At 70.8% G+C, this 20,963-nt stretch carries 18 protein-coding genes; 9 read left to right on the top strand and 9 right to left on the bottom strand.

The window, feature by feature from the left end; genetic code table 11:
- Positions 1–40 precede the first annotated feature (40 nt).
- Both ppsA and ABC271_RS17045 read right to left on the bottom strand, forming a co-directional pair.
- Positions 41–2,458 carry a phosphoenolpyruvate synthase gene (gene ppsA / locus ABC271_RS17050; protein WP_412926027.1) on the bottom strand — a complete coding sequence of 806 codons (2,418 nt, stop codon included), beginning with the start codon at positions 2,456–2,458 and terminating at the stop codon, positions 41–43.
- Complete coding sequence (locus ABC271_RS17045; protein ID WP_412926026.1) at positions 2,455–3,324, bottom strand: pyruvate, water dikinase regulatory protein; 870 nt, start codon at positions 3,322–3,324, stop codon at positions 2,455–2,457. The genes ppsA and ABC271_RS17045 overlap by 4 nt, the downstream gene beginning before the upstream one ends.
- 192 nt (positions 3,325–3,516) lie before the next feature.
- Between ABC271_RS17045 and ABC271_RS17040 the strand changes: the two genes are divergently transcribed.
- A complete protein-coding gene (locus ABC271_RS17040; RefSeq protein WP_412926025.1) occupies positions 3,517–3,861 on the top strand; it encodes an LPXTG cell wall anchor domain-containing protein in 345 nt (114 codons plus the stop codon).
- 33 nt (positions 3,862–3,894) lie between these two features.
- On the opposite strand, the gene ABC271_RS17035 is transcribed toward ABC271_RS17040, so the two are convergent.
- The gene (locus tag ABC271_RS17035) at positions 3,895–4,914 is read right to left on the bottom strand and encodes a serine/threonine-protein kinase (protein ID WP_412926024.1); all 1,020 of its coding nucleotides are present in this window, start codon (positions 4,912–4,914) and stop codon (positions 3,895–3,897) included.
- A gap of 234 nt (positions 4,915–5,148) precedes the next feature.
- Positions 5,149–5,799: a type 1 periplasmic-binding domain-containing protein gene (locus tag ABC271_RS17030; RefSeq protein ID WP_412926186.1), complete on the bottom strand. Its 651-nt coding sequence runs from the start codon at positions 5,797–5,799 to the stop codon at positions 5,149–5,151.
- A 126-nt stretch (positions 5,800–5,925) separates the two neighbouring features.
- On the opposite strand from ABC271_RS17030, the gene ABC271_RS17025 reads away from it, so the two are divergent.
- From ABC271_RS17025 to ABC271_RS17010, 4 genes are all read left to right on the top strand, one after another.
- Entirely contained in the window at positions 5,926–7,140 is a 1,215-nt protein-coding gene (locus ABC271_RS17025; RefSeq protein ID WP_412926023.1) for a HupE/UreJ family protein, read from the top strand.
- 116 nt (positions 7,141–7,256) lie between these two features.
- Entirely contained in the window at positions 7,257–9,245 is a 1,989-nt protein-coding gene (locus ABC271_RS17020; protein ID WP_412926022.1) for a purple acid phosphatase family protein, read from the top strand.
- 59 nt (positions 9,246–9,304) lie between these two features.
- Positions 9,305–10,366, top strand: a complete 1,062-nt coding sequence (locus ABC271_RS17015; protein ID WP_412926021.1) for a WxL protein peptidoglycan domain-containing protein — start codon at positions 9,305–9,307, stop codon at positions 10,364–10,366.
- Between the two features lie 187 nt (positions 10,367–10,553).
- Positions 10,554–11,183, top strand: coding sequence for an acyl-CoA synthetase (locus tag ABC271_RS17010; RefSeq protein WP_412926020.1), 630 nt, complete (start codon positions 10,554–10,556; stop codon positions 11,181–11,183).
- Between the two features lie 349 nt (positions 11,184–11,532).
- Here the strand turns inward: ABC271_RS17010 and ABC271_RS17005 are convergent, their stop codons facing one another.
- From ABC271_RS17005 to ABC271_RS16990, 4 genes are all read right to left on the bottom strand, one after another.
- On the bottom strand, positions 11,533–12,573 hold the full coding sequence (locus tag ABC271_RS17005; RefSeq protein ID WP_412926019.1) for a zinc-dependent alcohol dehydrogenase family protein: 1,041 nt from the start codon (positions 12,571–12,573) through the stop codon (positions 11,533–11,535).
- A 113-nt stretch (positions 12,574–12,686) separates the two neighbouring features.
- Positions 12,687–14,066, bottom strand: a complete 1,380-nt coding sequence (gene purB, locus ABC271_RS17000) for an adenylosuccinate lyase (RefSeq protein ID WP_412926018.1) — start codon at positions 14,064–14,066, stop codon at positions 12,687–12,689.
- 27 nt (positions 14,067–14,093) lie between these two features.
- Complete coding sequence (locus ABC271_RS16995; RefSeq protein WP_412926017.1) at positions 14,094–14,600, bottom strand: low molecular weight protein-tyrosine-phosphatase; 507 nt, start codon at positions 14,598–14,600, stop codon at positions 14,094–14,096.
- A gap of 34 nt (positions 14,601–14,634) precedes the next feature.
- On the bottom strand, positions 14,635–15,039 hold the full coding sequence (locus ABC271_RS16990; RefSeq protein ID WP_412926016.1) for a phage holin family protein: 405 nt from the start codon (positions 15,037–15,039) through the stop codon (positions 14,635–14,637).
- A gap of 59 nt (positions 15,040–15,098) precedes the next feature.
- Between ABC271_RS16990 and ABC271_RS16985 the strand changes: the two genes are divergently transcribed.
- Together ABC271_RS16985 and ABC271_RS16980 are read left to right on the top strand one after the other, a co-directional pair.
- Positions 15,099–16,175 (top strand): histidinol-phosphate transaminase, encoded by a 1,077-nt coding sequence (locus ABC271_RS16985; RefSeq protein ID WP_412926015.1) that lies wholly within the window; start codon positions 15,099–15,101, stop codon positions 16,173–16,175.
- An 8-nt stretch (positions 16,176–16,183) separates the two neighbouring features.
- Positions 16,184–17,659, top strand: coding sequence for a glycoside hydrolase family 43 protein (locus ABC271_RS16980; protein ID WP_412926014.1), 1,476 nt, complete (start codon positions 16,184–16,186; stop codon positions 17,657–17,659).
- Here ABC271_RS16980 and ABC271_RS16975 read toward each other — a convergent pair.
- Positions 17,635–18,561, bottom strand: coding sequence for an NHL repeat-containing protein (locus tag ABC271_RS16975; RefSeq protein WP_412926013.1), 927 nt, complete (start codon positions 18,559–18,561; stop codon positions 17,635–17,637). The two genes, ABC271_RS16980 and ABC271_RS16975, sit on opposite strands and share 25 nt — an antisense overlap.
- 204 nt (positions 18,562–18,765) lie before the next feature.
- On the opposite strand from ABC271_RS16975, the gene ABC271_RS16970 reads away from it, so the two are divergent.
- Complete coding sequence (locus ABC271_RS16970; protein WP_412926012.1) at positions 18,766–19,896, top strand: thiamine pyrophosphate-dependent enzyme; 1,131 nt, start codon at positions 18,766–18,768, stop codon at positions 19,894–19,896.
- Positions 19,893–20,870: an alpha-ketoacid dehydrogenase subunit beta gene (locus tag ABC271_RS16965; protein WP_412926011.1), complete on the top strand. Its 978-nt coding sequence runs from the start codon at positions 19,893–19,895 to the stop codon at positions 20,868–20,870. Before ABC271_RS16970 ends, ABC271_RS16965 begins: the two co-directional genes overlap by 4 nt.
- Positions 20,871–20,963: the final 93 nt, after the last annotated feature.

Here is a 20,963-nt window from a genome sequence, read left to right as displayed (position 1 = left end):
CGGGGCGTGGCCCCCAAACCGCCCCGGCCCGGAGCCTCCCTCACAACCGCGACAGGTGCGCCTGCGCCAGGATCTCGGCCTTCGGTCGCTCGTTCGCCGCGAGCGCGAGCCAGGTCTCCACGACGGTGTCCGGGTTCAGCGACAGCGACTGGATGCCACGGGCCACGAGCCACTGCGCGAAGTCGGGATGGTCGCTGGGTCCCTGCCCGCAGATGCCGACGTACTTCCCGTGACGCTGGCACGCGTCGATCGCCATCCCGAGCAGGTGCAAGACCGCCGGATCACGTTCGTCGAAGGCGGAGGCCATGAGCGCCGAGTCGCGATCGAGGCCGAGGGTCAGCTGCGTCATGTCGTTCGAGCCGATCGAGAAGCCGTCGAAGTGCTCCAGGAACCGCTCGGCGAGGATCGCGTTGGCCGGCAGCTCGCACATCATCACGACGCGCAGGCCGTTCTGCCCCCGTCGCAGGCCGTTCGCGGCGAGAAGCTCGATGACGGCGGCCGCCTCGGCCACGGTCCGCACGAAGGGGACCATGATCTGCACGTTCGTCAGGCCCATGTCGTCGCGCACGCGCCGCAGTGCCTCGCACTCCATGTCGAAGCACGCGCGGAATTCCGGGGAGACGTACCGGGCGGCGCCGCGGTAGCCGAGCATCGGGTTCTCCTCGTGCGGTTCGTAGAGCGGACCGCCGAGGAGGTTGGCGTACTCGTTCGACTTGAAGTCCGACAGGCGCACGATCACGGGCTCCGGTGCGAAGGCCGCGGCGATCATCGACACGCCCTCGGCGACCCGCTGGATGAAGAACTCCTCCGGTGAGGGGTAAGCGGCGATACGGGCGCGGATGTCGTCGGCGAGGTCGCCCTCGAGCCGGTCGAGTTCGAGCAGCGCTCGCGGGTGGATGCCGATCTGCCGGTTGATGATGAACTCCAGGCGCGCGAGCCCCACCCCCGCGTGCGGCAGGCGCGAGAACGCGAACGCCTGGTCGGGCGTGCCGACGTTCATCATCATCTTGACGGGGGCGTCCGGCATCCGGTCGAGCTCGGTGACCTCCTCGGCGAAGGCCAGGATGCCGTCGTACACGACGCCGTCGTCGCCCTCGGCGCACGAGACCGTCACCTCCTGGCCATCCTTCAGCGAGCGGGTGGCGACACCGGTTCCGACGACGGCGGGGATGCCGAGCTCGCGGGCGATGATCGCGGCGTGGCACGTGCGGCCGCCGCGGTCGGTGACGATGGCCGAGGCGCGCTTCATGATCGGCTCCCAGTCGGGGTCGGTCATGTCGGCGACGAGCACGTCACCGGGAGCAAAGTCGGCCATCTGTTCGATCGAGCTCAACACCCGTACGCGTCCGGCGCCGATGCGCTGCCCGATCGCACGGCCCTCGACGAGCACCGCGCTGCGCTCGGCGAGCACGAACCGGCGGAGGACGTTCGCCGATCGGCGGGACACGACCGTCTCGGGCCGCGCCTGGAGCACGTACAGCTGCCCATCGACCCCGTCCTTGCCCCACTCGATGTCCATCGGGCGGCCGTAGTGCGCCTCGATCACCAGCGCGATGCGGCCGAGCTCCTCGACCTCCGCGTCGGTGATCGAGAAGCGGCCGCGGGCCTCGGCATCCACCTCGACGAAGGCGGTGCTGCCGTCGACGTGCTGGCCGTCGGCGTAGCGCATCGCGATCGCCTTCTCGCCGACCGAGCGCTTGAGGATCGCGGGACGACCGGCGCGGAGGGCCGGCTTGTAGGTGTAGAACTCGTCGGGGTTCACGGCGCCCTGGACGACGGCTTCGCCGAGGCCGTACGAGCTCGTGAGGAACACCGCGTCGTCGAAGCCCGACTCGGTGTCGAGCGTGAACATGACGCCCGAGGCGCCGATGTCCGAGCGCACCATCCGCTGCACGCCGGCCGACAGGGCGACCTCGTGATGGTCGAAGCCGTGGTGGGCGCGGTACGCGATCGCCCGGTCGTTGTAGAGCGAGGCGAACACGCGACGGATCGCCTGCAGGATGTTCTCGATCCCGCCGATGTTCAGGAACGTCTCCTGCTGGCCCGCGAACGAGGCATCCGGGAGGTCTTCCGCGGTGGCGCTGGAGCGCACCGCCCAGGTGACCGCGTTCGGGTCGGCCTCGCCGTCCACGAGCGCGCCGTACGCGGTGCGGATGTCGGCCTCGAGGTCGGCCGGGAACGGCTGCTCCTCGATCCACGCGCGGACACGCGCGCCGAGCCCGCTCAACGCGGCCACGTCCTCCACGTCGACGGCCTGGACCGCCTCACGGATGCGCGCGTCGAGGCCGCCCTCGGCGAGGAAGCGGCGGAAGGCATCCGAGGTCGTCGCGAACCCCGGGGGCACACGGATGCCGGCGGATGCCAGGTGCGAGACCATCTCGCCGAGCGAGGCGTTCTTGCCGCCGACGTGCGCGAGGTCGCTCATGCCGATCTCGTCGAAACGCAGGATGGTGGTCATGGGGTGGGCCTTTCGTGGGGTCGGTCCCGCAGGTTCATGGACTGCAGGATCACGGCGGACATCTCCTCGACGCTCCGGGTCGCGGAGCTGAGGAACGGGATGTGGGTGCGGCGGTACAGGTCTTCGGCCCGGCGGATCTCGAGGGTGCACTGCGCGAGGCTCGCGTAGGTCGAGTGCGGCCGACGTTCGTGGCGCACCTGGCTCAGGCGCAGCGCGGTGGTGGTGAGGCCGAAGCAGCGGTCGGCGTGCGGCGCGACGATGCGCGGCAGGCCGTCGGTGGGGAAGTCGTCGTCGGTCAGCGGGTAATTCGCCACGAGCAGTCCGTAGTGCAGCGCGAGGTACATCGTGGTGGGGGTCTTCCCGCAGCGCGAGGGCGCGACGATGATCACGTCGGCGTTCGCCAGGTCACGTCCGCTCTGACCGTCGTCGTGCTCGATGGCGAACTCGACGGCCCGCATGCGACGGAAGTACTGTTCGAGGTCGCCGAGACCGTGGTACTGGCCGGCACGCGTCTCGGCGGTCGCACCGAGCTCGGCCTCCAGTTCGGTCAGGTGACCGGCGAGCAGATCGATGACCACGGCGCCCGCCCCGACGAGACGGGATCGGATGCCGGCATCCTTGATCGTGGCGAAGACGATCGGTGCCTCGCCGTTCGCGGCGGCGCGCCGCAGGTCGCGTTCGAGGGCGTCGACGGCGTTCGCGCTCGCAACGAAGGGGATGGTCCGGCGCTCGAACTGCGCGCCGGGGAAGTTCGCGAGAAGGGCGTTGCCGAGGGTCTCGGCCGTGATGCCCGTGCTGTCCGACACGAAGAACACCGGTCGCGCGGCGGTCGCGAGCACGGCGGAAGAGTCGAAAGGAAGCCCCATGCGAAGACGCTAAGGACCATTCGCGCGGGTTTGCCAACCAATATGACCGAAAGAACACGCAATCTTGCGTCTCCGATAATGGCGCGGCCGCGGGCCCGTCGTGCGACGGGCGTTCTTCGCCTCGCGTTCACTCGCCGCCGTGATGCCGGACACGTCCGACCGGCACAGTGGTCCGCCGAGAGGTGGTGAGAGATGTCACTGGCGATGATGGTCGTGTGGGCTCTCGCGGCGATCGCCTCCCCGGCACCCGCGGAGTCCTCCCCGGGATGGGCCGACAGCCAGATCATCGTGGTCGAGGTGCCGGAGAGTTCGCTCTCCACCCCCACGGCATCCCCCACGCCCACGGCATCCCCCACGCCCTCGCCGTCGCCGACGCGGACTCCGGCCGCCACGCCCGCGGTGGCCGATCCCGGCACCGGAGGCCACCTGCCCGCGACCGGGGTGGATGCCGTCGGCCTGGCGATCGCCTCCGCGCTGGGCGTCGCGGCGCTCGGCGTGGGCGTCCTCGTCCGCCGCTCGCGCCGTCGCCGAGCGTGAGGCGCGGCGCCGGTCCCCGGGGCGTGAGGTCGGTCAGCGGTAGTGCGTGACCCACGCCCATACGGCGGGGCGACGACGCCGTGCGGCGGTCTCCTGCGACTGGTGCACGGCCCTGAGGGCGGCGACCGGCTCCGCGTCGTGGGAGGGTTCCGCTGACGCATCCACCCCATCCGACGCCGCCGCCCCCGCCACCGAGGGCGCCGCGATGTCATCCTCGTGCAGCTCGGCCGCGAGTGCGGCGGCCTCGGCCGCGGTGGGACGGGCGCGAGGGTCCGGGTCGGTCATGGCGGTGAGGAGGACCTCCCACCCGTATCCGAAGCGGGTCGGGATCTTGGGGTCGTACGACAGTGGCGCGAGGAGGAACTCCTGCACGGGGCCTCCGCTGAGGGGGCGTTCCCCCGTGAGTGCCTCCACCGCGAGCAGGCCGAGGGCGTAGATGTCGGACGCGGCGTCGGGCGCGTCGCCGCGAAGCCTCTCCGGAGGGAGGTAGGTCGATGCGCTCGGGCTCATCGCGGGGTCCGGGTGGGCGCCGAGCAGGCCGGTGACACCGAAATCGGTGAGGATCGCCCGGAAGGGTCGCCCGGCGTTCCGCAGCGGGCGGAGCAGCACTTTGGACGACGTGAGGTGCGGATGGATGATGCCGAGCTCGTGGATGGAGGCGAGACCCTGGGCGGCATCCCGCAGGATCGCGGCGGCGAACCGCGCGGGCAGAGGACCGCGGTCGTCGAGGTGCTGTCGCAGGGTGGGGCCGTTGATGTACTCCATCACGAGGTACCCCTGCCCGTCTCGGGCGAGGTGCGCGTCGTACAGCGTCACGAGGGCCGGGTCGTCAAGCGCGGTGAGCACCCGCGCCCGCGCGAGCAGCTGGCGCGGATCCGCGGCTCCCGCGGGGCCGACGTGGAAGGCCTTCACGGCGACGTCCCGCGCGAGGATGTCGTCGCGCGCGCGGAACACGTCTCCGTCGCGGTCGGCGCCGAGTCGCTCGATGAGTCGGTATCGCCGCGCGAAGACATCGCCGAGAAAGGGAGCGGGTGTCGTTCCGCGTTCGCGCATGTCGGGTCCTCCTCCCGGGGCGCCGCGGTGGCCTGTCGTCCCGGTGCCCCGACGCGCGAGTGCCGGAGGACTCCGCGCGCCGGGGACTTCTCACGCTACTGAGCGGATTTTCCTGGCGCTCGCGGATGACACGGAGCAATCCGCCGGTCCATAATGTTGGCCGCGCATTTCACGCGTCGCCGAGATCCGTCGCCTCACGGCCCCCGGAGTCGACGAGTTCTGGCGACTCGCGCCTCAATCGATCCAGAGGACGATGCCGCGCTGACCCGTCAGCACCGAGGTCACGCCCGCCCGGATGGCCGCGCCCGCGCGCTCGGGGGTGAACGATGAGGGGTCGTAGGCGGATGCCGTGCCCAGGCCTTCGCCGCGGTAGGCGGCACCGGTCCAGTCGGCCGCGGTGACGTTCTCGGTCGGCTCGGCGAGTTCGGCCCCGATGATGAGGAACTGCCGGTCGAGGTGGTTCGCCGTCACCGTCGCGAGCGGGTCGACCAGCGCGTCACCCGCGCTGATGATGAGGTCGGGGTTCATCCGCATCGCCTCGACCGCCCCGTCGATCATGTCGGCGTCGGCGTGGACGACGCGCAGATCGGCGTGGGTCTCGGCCGCCCAGTCCTCGACCGCGTCGACCAGGACCGCCGTCGGAGCATCGTCGCCCACCGTCAGGAGCACCACCCGGTAACCGGCCGGCGGGCGCACCCCCTCCCAGGATCCGGGTTCGGGCGCGTAGGTCGCCTCGGGCGCGAGCGGCGCCGTGGGGGCGAATCCCGCCGCCGGCGTCCCGAGCGGAGCCGGTGCCGCACGCATCTCGCTCCACCCGGATGCCGACGAGCACCCCGTCAGCATCATCACCGCCACGAGCGTCGCCACCGTCGTCCATCTGCGCATCACCGCTCCACCCTGCGGGACGCGGGTGGCGCGGGGGAAAACGCGAGGCACACGTTCCGTTTCCGTTCTCCCCACCGGGCACAGCCGTTCATACCCGCGGGGCACTGTCGTCGCGGAAAGGCCTTCATGTCTGCAGTGATTCGGCGCGCCGCGCGCGTCCTCCTCTTCGGCGCGGGGATCCTCGCGCTTCTCTTCTCGGCGACCCCCGCGTCGGCGCACGGAATGTCGTCGGTGGCGTACGCCGACCTCTCCAGCGGCGGGACGGGCGTCGTGCGCGCAGAGCTCCAGCTCGAGTACGACCTGCTGGTGGTGTCGGCCGCCGATGCGGCGCACGACGACCCGCTCTACCAGGCGGGGACGGCCGCGTTCGAGGCGGACGACGCGGCCCAGCAGGCCGCCGCGCTGGAGCAGTACCGCGACGACGTGTCGAGCTACGTCGCGCAGCGCTTCCGTGTCGACGCGGGCGGCGAGGAGTGCACACCCGTGCTCGCCGAGAACATCACGATGACGCGCCAGGACGGCGTCCCCTACGCCGTGCTCGCCTTCGACTACGCGTGCCCGCCGTCCGAGAACGGGCACGAGGTCGTCTCCACCCTGTTCCCGGACGACGAAGGCTTCGTCACCGACACGAAGACGATCCTCACCTACTCGCTCGACATCCACGAGGGGAGCACGGTCCTGGATGCCGAGCACCCGTCGTTCACCACGGCGCAGTCGACGCTCGAGCGTTTCTGGGAGTTCTTCCGGCTCGGCGCGGAGCACCTGCTCACCGGTATCGACCACATCCTGTTCCTGCTCGCCCTGATCGTCGGTTCGCGTCGGCTGCGCGAGGTCGTGATCGCGGCGACGACGTTCACCCTCGCGCACTCGGTGACGTTCATCCTCGCGGCGACGGGGGTCGTCGCCGCCCCCGCCGAGATCGTCGAACCGACGATCGCGCTCTCGATCGCCGTGGTCGGCGCCTGGTACCTCTGGCGGCTCTGGCGCGGAGGCAAGGTCGATCAGGACCTCTCGCACGCCCACGGATTCCTGCGTCTCGACCGCGCCGGCTGGTTGCGCGTCGGCGTCGTGTTCCTCTTCGGCCTCGTGCACGGGCTCGGCTTCGCCTCTGCTCTCGGCATCGACGAACCGTGGTCGTGGACGCTGCTGTGGTCGCTGCTCGTGTTCAACGTCGGCATCGAGGCGGTGCAGATCGCCATCATCGTGATCGTCTTCCCGCTGCTGGTGCTGTTGCGCCGTCGCGCTCCCCGCATCGGGATGTGGGCGAGCGGCCTCCTGGCGGTCATCGTCACGGTCGCCGGTCTCGTCTGGTTCGTGCAGCGCGTCCTCGGCATCGAGTGACGTTGCCCTGATCGATAGATGTGCTCGGTCAACCATTCACGCGATGGTCACCCGGCGGGCAGAGCGTGGAACGGCCCGCCCGACCGCGGGCCCCTCACCTAGAGAAATGGACAGCCATGCTCCTCACAGCATCGACGTCGCACGGGGCGCGTACGCGTCGCCGTGTCTCGTGGATCGCAACGGCCGCCGTCGGCGCGTCGCTCGTGCTTTCGGGCGCTGCGACCGCTCCGGCAGCCCTGGCCGACACCACGGCCACCCTCTCCGGCATCATCCTCGGCGTCGGAGCCGACGAATCGCAGCGCAACGTCAGCTGGTACTCCTCGGCCGACACCGCTCAGACGGTTCAGGTCGCCCCGACCTCGACGCTGGTGAACGGCGAGTTCCCCGCCACGGCCACGACGTTCTCGGCATCCGGGACCGCCAACACCTCCACCACCGGCTTCAACCGCCACACCACGATCACGGGTCTCGCCGAGAACACGGCGTACTCGTACCGCGTGGGCTCGGACGGCAACTGGTCGTCGACGTACGCCTTCAAGACGCAGTCGTTCGAGGGCGACTACGACTTCCTGTTCTTCGGTGACCCGCAGATCGGTTCGTCGGGTGACATCCCCAAGGACCAGGCCGGATGGCAGGACACCGCCACGGTGGCCGTGAACGCCAACCCGAACGCGGAGTTGCTCGTCTCAGGTGGTGACCAGGTGGATTCCGCGAACCGGGAGGACCAGTGGAGTGCGTTCCTCGCCCCCGACGAGCTGCGCCAGTACCCCTGGGTGGCGACGATCGGTAACCACGACGTGGGCGGCACGGCGTACGAGCAGCACTTCTACACGCCGAACACCGACCGCTCCGCCGCGTACTACCGCAAGGGCGCCTCGAGCATCGGCGTCGAGTCCGGTGGCGACTACTGGTTCATCTACAAGGACACGCTGTTCATCGACCTGAACAGCAACAGCTACGCCACCTCGCAGGGCGGCGGCGGCGACGACGCGCACGTGGCGTACGTCACCGACGTCGTGAACAAGCACGGTGCCGAGGCCAAGTACACGGTGCTCGTCTACCACCACGCCATCTACTCCCCGGCCGACCACGCGAAGGACGGCGACAACAAGGTGCGTCGCGTCGACTTCCCGACGACGTTCTCGAAGCTCGGCGTCGACCTGGTGCTCCAGGGCCACGACCACAGCTACTCGCGCTCGTACGAGATCAAGAACGGCGCGAAGGCCAACGCCGACGAGCAGCCCGGCCAGGACGAGGTGTTCGAAGGACCCGGCGGTGTCGTCTACGTCACGGCGAACTCGGCATCCGGCTCGAAGTACTACGACATCACCGCGCCCGACAACAGCGGCACGAGCGGTGCGGGGAACGGCGCCGACCCGCTGAACCCGAGCAGCTACTGGTACAACTCGGTGCAGAACCAGGAGCACGTCCGCACGTACGTCAAGGTCCAGGTGAAGAAGGACCAGCTCGTCGTGCAGAACATCCGCTCCGGCGACTGCGCGGCGCCCAACGCGGCCGTCGAGCTCAACAAGGTCCTGTGGTGCGGTCCCGAGAACGGCACCAAGCCGGCCGAGGCCGTCGGCTCGATCCAGGACGAGGTCACCATCCACCCGAACCACGGCGACGGCCAGGACATCCAGGTCGACGTCCCCACGACGGCTCCGGGTGAGTTCGGCTGGACGATCAACGGTCACAACGGTCTCGTCGACCTCGGCACCGCGGAGGAGAAGAACCTCCAGTACTTCGAGGCGACCGGCGAGATCAACCCGATCACGGTGACCGACACCCGTGCCAGCAAGGCGGCGTGGTCGATCTCGGCGTCGGTCGGCGACTTCGTGGACGGCGACAAGACGTTCGAGGGCAAGTACCTCGGCTGGACGCCGAAGGTCGTCACGCCGGGTGCCGGTGCGATCGCGGGCGAGTCCGTGGCCTCGGGCTACGACGGGGGCGAGGGTCTGTCGACCTCGCGCTCGCTGAGCTCGGCCGCCATGGGCCACGACCGTGGTGCCGGCGTCGTCGGTGCCGACCTCGACCTGAAGATCCCCAACTCGATCGACAAGGGTAGCTACCGCGCGACCCTGACCCTCACCGCGCTGGCCGGCTGACCAGCGAACCGGACCGGCGGGGAGCGACCCTCCCCGCCGGTCCTTCCCGAAGGACCCCCATGAACAACTTCCCCCGCCTGGTCGCGCTGACTCTCGCGCCCCTCCTCGCCGCCGCCGCGCTGATCGGCATTCCCGCCGCCGCGTCGGCGGCCACCGACGACGTCACCTGGACGGTGCGCACCGCGTCGAACTCCCTCGGCGCCGAGCGCACGAACTTCTCGTACACGTTGAACCCGGGTGCGCACCTCGACGACGGCATCGTCATCGCCAACCGCGGCACCGAGACGGTCGAGCTCGACGTCTACGCCGCCGACGGCTACACGACCTCCACGGGCGCGCTCGATCTGCGGCTGGTCGGCGATTCGCCCGTCGGCGTCGGCAAGTGGATCTCCGTCCCGCAGGGCCACGTCTCCGTGCCGGCCGGACAGACCGCCGAGGTGCCTTTCGCCATCGACATCCCCGCCGACGCGACCCCCGGTGACTACGCCGGCGGCGTGGTGACCTCGCTCACCGTGGCCGACCAGACCGCGAACGTCAACGTCGACCGTCGCCTCGGCATCCGCACCGGCATCCGCGTCGGGGGCGACCTCGCGCCCGCGCTGACCCTCGACGGCGTCCGCGTCGACTGGGACGGCGGTCTCGTGCCGTTCCTGTTCGGTGATGCGACGGTGCACTACAGCCTGCACAACGCCGGCAACGTCTCGCTCTCCGCCGACGACACCGACGCCGTCGCGGGCCCCTTCGGCTGGGGCGAGGTGGACGCGACGCCCGGCGAGGCCGCTCCCGTGCTTCTGCCCGGCGAGTCGTGGCAGCGCGACGTCCGCGTGCCCGCGGTGGCCGCGATGGGTCTGGTCTGGGCCTCCGTCACGGCGATCCCCACGGTCACGGATGCCTCCGGCTCGACGACCGACCTCGACCCGGTGACCGCGTCCGCGATGGGCTGGGCGGTGCCGTGGCCGATCCTCGTCGTTCTGCTGCTGATCGTCGCCGCGGTGATCCTCGGCCCGCGCTGGCTGCGCGCCCGTCGGCGCCGTCGGCAGGAAGCCGAGGACGCCCGCGTGGCCGAGGCGGTGGCGCGCACACTCGCCGAGAAGGAAGACGTCGCGACTCCCGCGGGCTGAGGCCGGTGTCGCTGCGTTCGCTCAGTGGTCTGCGCACCCTCGGTCGGTATCGAGCGTCTCGGGCTGAGCGTGCGCGGATCGCTGAGGTTGGACCGACCGCGATATCTCGACGTCGGTGCACACGGAGGGCGCTCAGCCGCCGGGGAATAGACTGGATGCCATCGACTCCGTCTTTCCGGGACCCTCCGTGACCACTTCTTCTTCTGTGCGCGCCTTCGACGTGCGCCACGTCCAACTGGCGCGCGCGCTCTTCGCCGCACTGGCGGCGGTCATGGTCACGTTCTCGTCGGATCACTCCGCGGTCGTCGGCGCGAGCGTGTTCAGCGGGTTCGCTCTCGCGACAGCGCTCGTCCTGGCCCTGTCCGTCTGGCTTGTGTACCCGAGTGGTCAGCGTACGACGCCCATCCTGCTGGCGGTCGTGACGGGGATCGCCGGGCTCGCGGCGAGCATCGGCGCCTGGCGGACCACGACGTTCTTCTTCATCCTCGTGATCGTGTGGGCGGTGGTGTCCGGAGCGATCGAGCTCATCGGGGCCGTGCGCGATCGTCGCGCGGGGCGCGCCGACTTCCGCGACGGGATCACGGTGGGGATCATCACGCTGATCCTGGCGGTCGGTTTCCTGTTGACGAGTCCCGCCTTCTCGTACGACTACACGATCGACGACGCCGGAACCTTCACGCTCACCGGCATCACCATCGCCGTGGGCATCTTCGGGGCCTATACGGCGATCGTGGCCGTCTTCCTGGCGATCGCCGGGTTCTCGCCGCGCCGCCCCGAACCGGTTCCGGCCGCACCCGCCGAGGAGGCCGCATCATGACCGACGACAAGCCCACCCGCCGCGATCTCATGAAGCCCATCCAGCTGCTGGGTCTCGCGTTCATCGCGGCCCTGTTCGCCGGAGTCGTGACGCTCGTGTCGATGGGAGCCTTCCAGGCCCGCCCCGCCGAAGAGGTGCAGCGTGCGCTCGTGGTGGGAGCCATCGCCGCCGGTGTCACGTTCATCGTGGTGCTCGTCAGCGTCGCGCTGCTGCTGCTCGCCGTCGACCCCGCGCAGGTCGCGAAGCAGGTCGATCGCCCGCTGCTTCTCCCCAAGGACGAGGTGGCTCCGACCGACGCCGCTCGTCCGGACGACGCCCCCGAGTCCCCCGCTCCTGACATCCCGCCGATTCAGGCCCGTCGCGGGTCGATCATCGTCATGCCCGCCGGGGCGGCGGTGTCCATGCGCGGCAGCATCTCGGCGGCCTCACGGAGCCCGACGACCCGCTCGACGAGATCCTGCGGGCGCAGCACCCCGCGGGCGATGAGGTCGAGCATCTCGGGGTAGTCGACGGCCGCCATGCCGTGGCTGCCGAGGAGATCGAGCTCCCACGCGATCGCGCGCGCCATCGGCATCGGCGTCATCCCGTTGTCGGTGGGAAGCAGCCCGATCTGCACGTGACGGCCGCGTCGGCGCAGGCTCAGCACGGCGTCGCGCGCGGTCTGCGCGCTGCCGACGGCGTCGATCGAGACGTGGCTCCCGCCCTCGGAGAGGGCGGCGACGGCGGCCGGGACATCGGTGCCGTCGGCGAGGATCGTGTGCTCCGCGCCGAGACGCCGGGCCACCTCGAGCGCCGCGGGCGTCCGGTCGACGGCGATCACGCGCGCGCCCAGGGCGGCGCCGATCATGACGGCGCTCAACCCCACGCCCCCGGCCCCGACGACGGTGACCCACTCGTCGGCACGCACGCGCGCGCGGCCGGTCAGGGCCCGGTAGGCGGTGGCGAAGCGGCATCCGAGGGCCGCCGCCGCCTCGAACGACACTCCGTCGGGGATTGCGACGAGGTTGGTGTCGGCCGCCCGCACGACGACGCGTTCGGCGAACGAGCCCCACTGCGTGAAGCCCGGCTGCTCCTGCCGCGGGCACACCTGCGCGTTGCCGCCGCGGCACCACTCGCACTCGCCGCACCCCATGACGAAGGGCACCGTGACGCGGTCACCGACGCTCCAGCCCTGCACGCCCGTGCCGACCTCGGCGATCAGGCCCGCGAGCTCGTGCCCGGGGACGTGGGGGAGCGCGACGTCGTCGTGGCCCACCCACGCGTGCCAGTCGCTCTTGCACAGCCCCGTCGCGTGCACCTCGACGACGACCCCACCCGCCGGCGCCGTCGGCGCGGGCACCTCCCGCACCTCGAGGGGTTCGGCCAGGGCGTCCATGATCATCGCGCGCACGGCATCCATTCTCCCGTTCGCGTGCGCCGCCGCTCTTCGCGATAAACGCCATTCGCGCTGAGAAACGCGCCGTCGCGGCGTTTCTGGTGGCGAATCGCGTTTATGGCCCTGGCTTACAGCGCGTCGACGACCCACGACGCCAGCCCGGCGTACGTGGCCGGCGTCAGCGCGAGCAGGCGTTCCTTCGCGGCATCGCCGATGTCGAGGCCGCGGACGAACTCGGCGAGCTCGGGGGCGCCGACCCGGCGGCCGCGCGTGAGGTCTTTCAGCAGCGCGTAGGGATCGGTGATGGTCGAGCGACCCGCGGCGATCTCGGCGCGCACCACGGTCTGGATGGCTTCGGCAAGCACCTCCCAGTTCGCGTCGAGGTCGGCCAGCAGCACGTCCTGGGCGAGCGAGATCTCGGTGAGGCCGCGCTGCAGGTTGTCGAGCGCGAGCAGCGAGTGACCGAAAGCGACGCCGATGTTGCGCTGCGTCGTGGAGTCGGTGAGGTCGCGCTGCAGGCGGCTCGTGACGAGGGTGGATGCCAGGGTGGCGAAGAGTCCGCCGGCGATCTCGAGGTTGGCCTCGGCGTTCTCGAACCGGATCGGGTTGATCTTGTGCGGCATCGTCGACGAGCCGGTCGCTCCCGCGACGGGGATCTGCGTGAAGTACCCGAGCGAGATGTAGGTCCAGATGTCGGTGGCGAGGTTGTGCAGGATGCCACCCGCGTGACGCGCGCGGTCGTACAGCTCGACCTGCCAGTCGTGCGACTCGATCTGGGTCGTCACCGGGTTGAAGCCGAGGCCCAGCGACTCGATGAAGGTGCGCGTGAGCTCGGGCCAGTCGACGTCGGGCTCGGCGGCGACGTGCGCCGACCACGTGCCGGTCGCGCCGGAGAACTTCGCGAGGTACTCGCCGGCATCCAGCTGACGGATGACACGCTCCAGACGCCACGCGAAGACGCCGATCTCCTTGCCCATCGTGGTCGGCGTCGCCGGCTGGCCGTGGGTGCGGGAGAGCATCGCGGCATCCCGGTGCTCGACCGCCAGCTCGGCGAGCGCCGCCGTGATGGTGCGGAGTTTCGGCAGCCACACGCGCTGCACCGCGCGCTGCACGGTGAGGGCGTACGCGGTGGAGTTGATGTCCTCGCTCGTGCAGGCGAAGTGCGTGAGCTCGGCGAGGGCGGCGAGGCCGAGGCTGTCGAGACGATCGCGCACGAGGTACTCGACGGCCTTGACGTCGTGGCGGGTGACCGCCTCTTTCTCCTTCAGCCACGCGATCTCGTCGGCGCCGAACTCCTCGTACAGCGCGCGCAGGTGGGCGCGGTCGGCGTCCGACACCGGCGAGGTGCCGAACAGCGAGCGGTCGGTGAGGGCCAGGAGCCACTCGACCTCGACCTCGACGCGCGCGCGGTTCAGGCCCGCTTCGGACAGGTAGTCGCCGATCTCCGAGACGGTCGCGAAGTAGCGTCCGTCGAGCGGGCTGAGGGGCTGCGGGGGCAGAGCGGACACGGGTCTCCCGGGGGTCGCGCGAAAAGGTCAGCCCGCAGAACGGATGGCGGGCTCGAGCTGCCGGAACAGGGCGCGGCTGGCGCGTTCGATCATACCGAGCACCTCGTCGAACATCGGGGGCCCGGCGTAGTAGGGGTCGGGGACGTCGAGGGTCTCGGCATCCGGGACGAAGGAGAGGAGCAGCGCGATCTTGTCGGCGTCGTCTTCGTCGCGGGCCCATCCGCGCAGCACGCGCTCGTGGCTGCGATCGAGGGCGATGACGAGATCGTTGTGCTCGAAGTCCGCGAACGTGAACTGTCGCGCCCGGTGCGCGGCACCGTCGTACCCCAGCCGTTCGAGGGCCGCGAGAGTGCGGTGATCGGCGCGCTCGCCGACGTGCCAGTCGCCCGTGCCGGCCGAGGTCGAAACCACGCGCGACCCGAGGCCCGCCTGTTCCGCGATGCGGCGGAAGACCACATCGGCCATCGGCGATCGGCAGATGTTGCCACTGCACACGAAGACGACGCGAAAAGGAGCGTCGGCACTCGCGGTCATCCCTCCATCATGGCCGGGACGCGCCGCAAGCGCATCAGCGGCGTGAGCGTTCGTCACGCCGGGGGCGGAGGATGCCGCCGAGCACGGCGTTGATGATGCCGATCAGCAGCGCCGCGACGACGGTGAGCCAGAACTCCCCGGTGCGCAGGCCCCAGTCCCAGTTCGACGTGATGACCCCGGTCAGCCACAGCAGGAAGCCGTTGATGACGAGCGAGATGAGCCCGAGCGTGAGGATGTAGAGCGGGAAGGCGACGATCTTCACGACCGTCCCGACGATGGTGTTGACCAGGGCGAAGATCAGCCCGACCAGCAGCAGCGTGAGGGCCACCTGCAGTCCTTCGCCGGGGGCGAAGGGGATGAGCGTCACCTGCAGGGCCGGCAGCAGGGTCACGATCCAGATGGCGAAGGCGTTGACGGCCACGCGAATGACGAAGCGCATGCCCCCATCGTGGCACGGGGGTCTGACGCGCGCACCGGCGTCCTGGTTAGGCTCGACCCGTGAGCGAAGAGCCCGTCCTGCCCCGTATCCGTCCCGAGATCGCCGCGCTGCCGGCCTACCGGCAGGGGCGGCAGGCGAGCCCGGATGCCTTCAAGCTGTCGAGCAACGAGAACCCGTTCGACCCGCTCCCGGGCGTCCTCGACGCCGTGCGCGCGTCCACGGCGATCAACCGCTACCCGGATGCCACGGCCGCACGCCTGCGCGAGAGGCTCGGCGCCCGTTATGGAGTGCCGGCCGACGACATCCACATCGGCGCCGGGAGCGTGTCGCTGCTCGCGCAGCTGCTGCTCGCCACTGCCGGACCGGGAGACGAGGTCGTCTACGCGTGGCGGTCGTTCGAGGCGTACCCGTCGCTCGTCGCCGTGTCCGGCGCGACGAGCGTCCAGGTCCCGTTGACCGCCGACGCGCGTCACGATCTGCCCGCGATGGCGGCGGCGGTCACCGACCGCACGCGCCTCATCATCGTGTGCAGCCCCAACAACCCGACGGGTCCGACCGTCGGCTTCGACGAGTTCACCGCGTTCGTCGAGGCGGTGCCCGCAGACATCCTCATCGTGCTCGATGAGGCGTACGCCGAGTTCGTGACCGATCCAGATGCCGTCGAGGGCCACCGCGTCCGCGCTCTGCTCGCGCGCCCCAACGTCGTGATGCTCCGCACGTTCTCGAAGGCGTACGGCCTGGCGGGCCTGCGCGTCGGCTACGCGATCGGACACACGCGCGTCCTCGATGCGGCCCGCAGCACCGCCATCCCGCTGTCGGTGACCGCCGCCGCCGAGGAGGCGGCCCTGGCGAGCCTGGGTGCCGAGAGCGAACTCCTGCACCGTGTCGCCGTCCTCGCCGAGCGACGCGACGCGCTCGTGGCGCGCTTGCGTGAGGCCGGATGGGACGTCCCCGACGCCCAGGGCAACTTCGTGTGGCTCCCGGCGGGTGACCGCGCGCTCGAGGTCGCTTCCGCGTTCGAGGATGCCGGGCTCATCGTGCGCCCGTTCGCCGGCGACGGCGTCCGCATCTCGATCGGCGAGGAGGAGTCGATCGACCGCCTCGTCGAGGTCGCCGCCTCCGTCGCCCCGCGCTGAGCCGAGTCGTGACGGAGCCCTCGGGAGCCGGCATCCGGGATGCCGCGACGACCCCCGTCATCCCCGGGCTCTTCCCCGACCCCTCGGTGTGTCGCGTGGGCGAGGACTACTACCTCGTGAACTCGTCGTTCGAGTACGCCCCCGGCATCCCGATCTGGCACAGTCGCGATCTCCGGACGTGGACGCAGCTCGGCAACGTCCTGACGCGCGAGACGCAGTTCCCGGCCGGGGTGTCGGCGGCGAGCCGCGGGATCTATGCGCCCACGATCCGGCACCGCGACGGCACGTTCTTCGTCGTCGGCACCAACGTCGAGCGCGGGGGTGAGCAGTTCGTCGTGACGGCGACGGATCCGGCGGGGCCGTGGTCCGACCCGATCGTGTTCGAGGGGCTCGGCGGCATCGACCCCGACCTCGCGTGGGACGACGACGGCTCGTGCGTCCTGACGTACTGCGCGCTCGATGAGGCGCTGCGGCCCGAGGACGGGTCACTGCCGGTGATCGCGCAGGTGCGCGTGGACCTCGATCGCGGCATCCGGCTCGAGGAGCCGCGCGTGATCTGGCGGGGCTCGGGCCTCGCGCATCCCGAGGGGCCGCACCTGTACCGGCGCGGCGACTGGTGGTATCTGCTCACCGCCGAGGGTGGCACGGAGCGCGGACACGCGGTGTGCGTCGCGCGGTCGCGGGCCATCGACGGTCCGTTCGAGGCGGCGCCGGCGAACCCGATCTTCAGTCGGCGCAGCACCGGCTTCCCCGTCCAGAACACCGGGCATGCCGACCTCGTCGAACGCCCCGACGGCTCGTGGGCGATGGTCTACCTCGGCGTGCGACCGCGCGGCTTCACGCCCGGGTTCCACGTCGTCGGACGCGAGACGTTCCTCGCCCGCATCGCCTGGGCCGATGGCTGGCCCGTGGTGCACACCGACAACGTGCTGCCCGCCCGCCCCGACACGTCGTTCACCGACGACTTCTCCGGCACCGAGCTGCACCCGCGGTGGGTGTCGGCCGATGGGACGCTCCCCGGCCCGCATCCCGCCGGTGGCCTCGCCCTGGGATCCCACGACCTCGCCGTCCGCGTGCGCGACCTGCGCTGGCGGTTCGAGGCACACGTCGACGCCTCGGCCCCCGTGGCCCTGCGGGTCCGGCTCGACGATCAGCACTGGTACGAGATCACGCTCGACGGCGACGCGGCCGAGGTGCGGGCGCGTATCGGTCCGCTCGCGGCATCCATGCGTTCCGCCCGCGCGACCGGCGATGTCGTGACGCTCGTGGTCGAGGCGGTGGATGCCACCCACGACGGGCCCGACGACCTCCGGTTCGGCCTGGTCGACGCCGACGGTGAGCGGTGGCTCGCCGCGCTCGACGGCCGCTACCTCTCGACGGAGGTTGCGGGCGGCTTCACCGGCCGCGTGCTCTCCCTCCGCGCGCTCGGGGCGACCCCGGCCCGGGTCGTGAGCGCGCGTTACCTGCCGCTCGGCGACGAGTGAGCCGCCATCTGCACCAGTCCCGCGCCGTTCTCATCGCCCGTGGAGACGAGCACCGTCTGCTCGTCGAGCCACACGAAACCGGCCGCGTCGCACGGTCCGTCGAGGGGCACCGGCCCGGTGGCATCCACCCGGAACCAGTCGACGCAGGACGCACCGTCTCGAGTCGTGGCCAGCATCCGCCCCTCGCGACTCACCGCGAGATCCGCCGCGTCCGCGGGGAGCGGCCACTCCTCGAGTGTCGTTCCCGTCGTGCTCAGTCGGGTGAGACCGGCCGCCGTCGTCACAACGACCGTTCCGGCAGGGTCTGCGTCGATCGCGGCGCGGCGGCCGTCGCCCGGGAGCACGGCGAGGTCGGCGATCTCGCCGGTCGGGTTCGCCCGGCGCACGGTGAAGGAGCTTTCGTCGTCGGCGGCGAACGAGATGAAGACGATGTCGTCGCCGACCTCGGTGAGGTCTCCGACCGGGCCCTCCTGATGGGCACGCACCGTGTGCTCTTCCGTCGCGACGTCGTACGCGACGATGTCGCCGAAAGCGTCGCCGTCGCTCCACACGGCACTGAGGAAGAGTCGGTCGTCGGTGCCCACCGAGACCGCGGTGATCGTCCACGGCGAGGGGAGGAAATCGAGGTCGATCCGCCGTTCGACGCGACCGGTGTCGTCGATCTCGACCGCCGTCGACCCGCCCAACCCCCAGATGTCGCCGTCGACGCCGCGGTCCAGCGCGACCGGGAACCCGGGGCCGCCCGTGGGCGCGTCTCCGCCTGCCTGCGCCGTGCCGCCGCAGCCGGCGAGGATCACCGCGGCCGCGAGCGAGGCGATCGCCGCGACGGAGGCGCGGCGCGCCAGCGCGATCGCCCCTCGGCTGTCGAACCCGTCGAACATCGTCCCCCCGGTGGATGCCACGCCCCCAGTGTGTCGCTTCCCGCAAGCCTCATCCGGGCGTAGGGCACTCTCTCGGCATCCGTTCACCCCTACGGAACCGGTCCGTCAGCCCGCACTCACCTCTCCGGGGAGTCGAGACGCCTTGTCGGAAATCCACGCCGGAACGCGGCATCCGTTGTGCACCTCATGCGGTACAGGGCATGACGCGACCGTTAGCGTGGGAACATGACCCCGCTCGACGACCCGGCTCTCGTGCGCGTTCTGGCGGCCGACGGCACGCTCGCGCCCACCCCTGAGGCCGAGCGCTATCTGCCCCTGATCGAGGCCCTCACCGACGCGGAACTCGAGACGTTCTACCGCGACATGGTCTCGATCCGCGCCTTCGACGTGCAAGCGACCAACCTGCAGCGCCAGGGGCAGTTGGCCCTGTGGCCGCCGTCCTTCGGGCAGGAGGCCGCGCAGGTCGGTTCCGCCCGCGCCGCCCGCGCCCAGGACCACATCTTCCCGTCGTACCGCGAGCACGTCGTGACCCGCATCCGCGGTGTCGACCCGATCGACATCATCCGGCTGATGCGCGGGCTCACGCACGGCGGGTGGGATCCGACCGACCCCAAGAACGGCAACACCCACATCTACACGCTCGTGCTCGGCGCGCAGACGCTGCACGCCACGGGCCTCGGCATGGGACTCGTGTTCGACGGAAAGTGCGGCACCGGAGACCCCGAGCGCGACGAAGCCGTCATCGTCTACTACGGCGACGGCGCGTCCAGTCAGGGTGACGTGCACGAGTCGATGGTGTTCGCCGCGAGCTTCCAGACTCCCGAGGTGTTCTTCCTGCAGAACAACCAGTGGGCCATCTCCGTCCCGGTCGCCACCCAGTCGCGCACCCCGCTCTACAAGCGGGCGGCGGGGTATGGCATCCCGAGTGTCCAGGTCGACGGCAACGACGTGCTCGCGAGCTACGCGGTGTCGAAGCTCGCGCTCGACGAGGCCCGCGCCGGTGGGGGCCCGCGCGCGATCGAGGCGATGACCTACCGCCGCGGCGCGCACACGACGAGCGACGACCCGACGAAGTACCGCACGTCCGCCGAGGAGGAGGCGTGGGCGCACCGCGACCCGATCGCCCGCCTCCGCACGTTCCTCGAGCGGCGCGGCGCGTCGCAGCAGTTCTTCGACGACGCGGATGCCGAGGGTCGCGCGCTCGCCGACGACGTCCGTGTACGCACGAACGAGCTCGGCACGCTGCCGCGCGGGCACATGTTCGACAGCGTCTACTCCGAGGCGCACGCGCTCATCGCCGAGGAGCAGCGCTGGCTCGACGACTACGAGGCGGCGATGGAAGGGGGAGCGGAATGACCGAGAACCTTCCGATCAGCCGCGCCCTCAACGCCGGCCTGCGTCGCGCGCTCGAGACGAACGACCGCGTCCTGCTCATGGGCGAGGACATCGGTCCGCTCGGCGGCGTCTTCCGCGTCACCGAGGGCCTGCAGAAGGACTTCGGCCCGCGCCGCGTCATCGACTCGCCGCTCGCGGAGTCGGGCATCGTCGGCACCGCGATCGGTCTCGCGATGGGCGGTTTCCGGCCCGTGCTCGAGATCCAGTTCGACGGGTTCGTCTTTCCCGCGTTCGACCAGATCACGTCGCAGCTCGCCAAGCTCACGAACCGCCACGAGGGCGCGCTGCAGCTCCCCGTCGTCATCCGTATCCCGTACGGCGGGCACATCGGCGCGATCGAGCACCACCAGGAGAGCCCCGAGGCGTACTTCACGCACACCCCAGGCCTGCGGGTCGTGAGCCCCTCGACCGCGAACGACGCGTACTGGATGATCCAGCAGGCCATCGACTCGCCCGACCCGGTGGTCTTCTTCGAGCCCAAGGCGAAGTACTGGCAGAAGGGCGAGGTCGACACCGACGCCCCCGCGCTGCCGCTCCACGCGAGCCGGATCGTCCGCCGCGGCACCGACGTGACCCTCGTCGGCCACGGCGCGATGGTGACGACGCTGCTGCAGGCCGCGGCGCTCGCCGAGAGCGAGGGCACGAGCTGCGAGGTCATCGACCTGCGCTCGCTGTCGCCCATCGACTACGGCCCGATCCTCGATTCCGTGCGCCGCACGGGCCGCATGGTCTACGCGCAGGAGGCCCCGGGCTTCACGTCGCTCGGCTCCGAGGTCGCCGCGACCGTCACCGAGAAGGCGTTCTTCGCCCTCGAGGCGCCGGTGCTGCGCGTGTCGGGCTTCGACGTTCCGTTCCCGCCCGCGAAGCTCGAGGGCACGTACCTGCCCGATGCCGACCGCATCCTCGAGGCCGTCGACCGCTCCCTCGCCTACTGACCGCTCTTCCTCTCCCCGCCATGAACCGCGAGACTTCATTTCACCGACGAAACCGCGACCCTCGACCGCTGTCTCGTCGGCGCGATGCAGTCT

This window comes from Microbacterium canaveralium (genome assembly GCF_047238045.1).
In the GTDB taxonomy this organism is placed as follows: Bacteria; Actinomycetota; Actinomycetes; order Actinomycetales; family Microbacteriaceae; genus Microbacterium.
The sequence above is the reverse complement of the archived record's forward strand: the minus strand, read 5'-3'. Positions and strand labels throughout refer to the sequence as shown.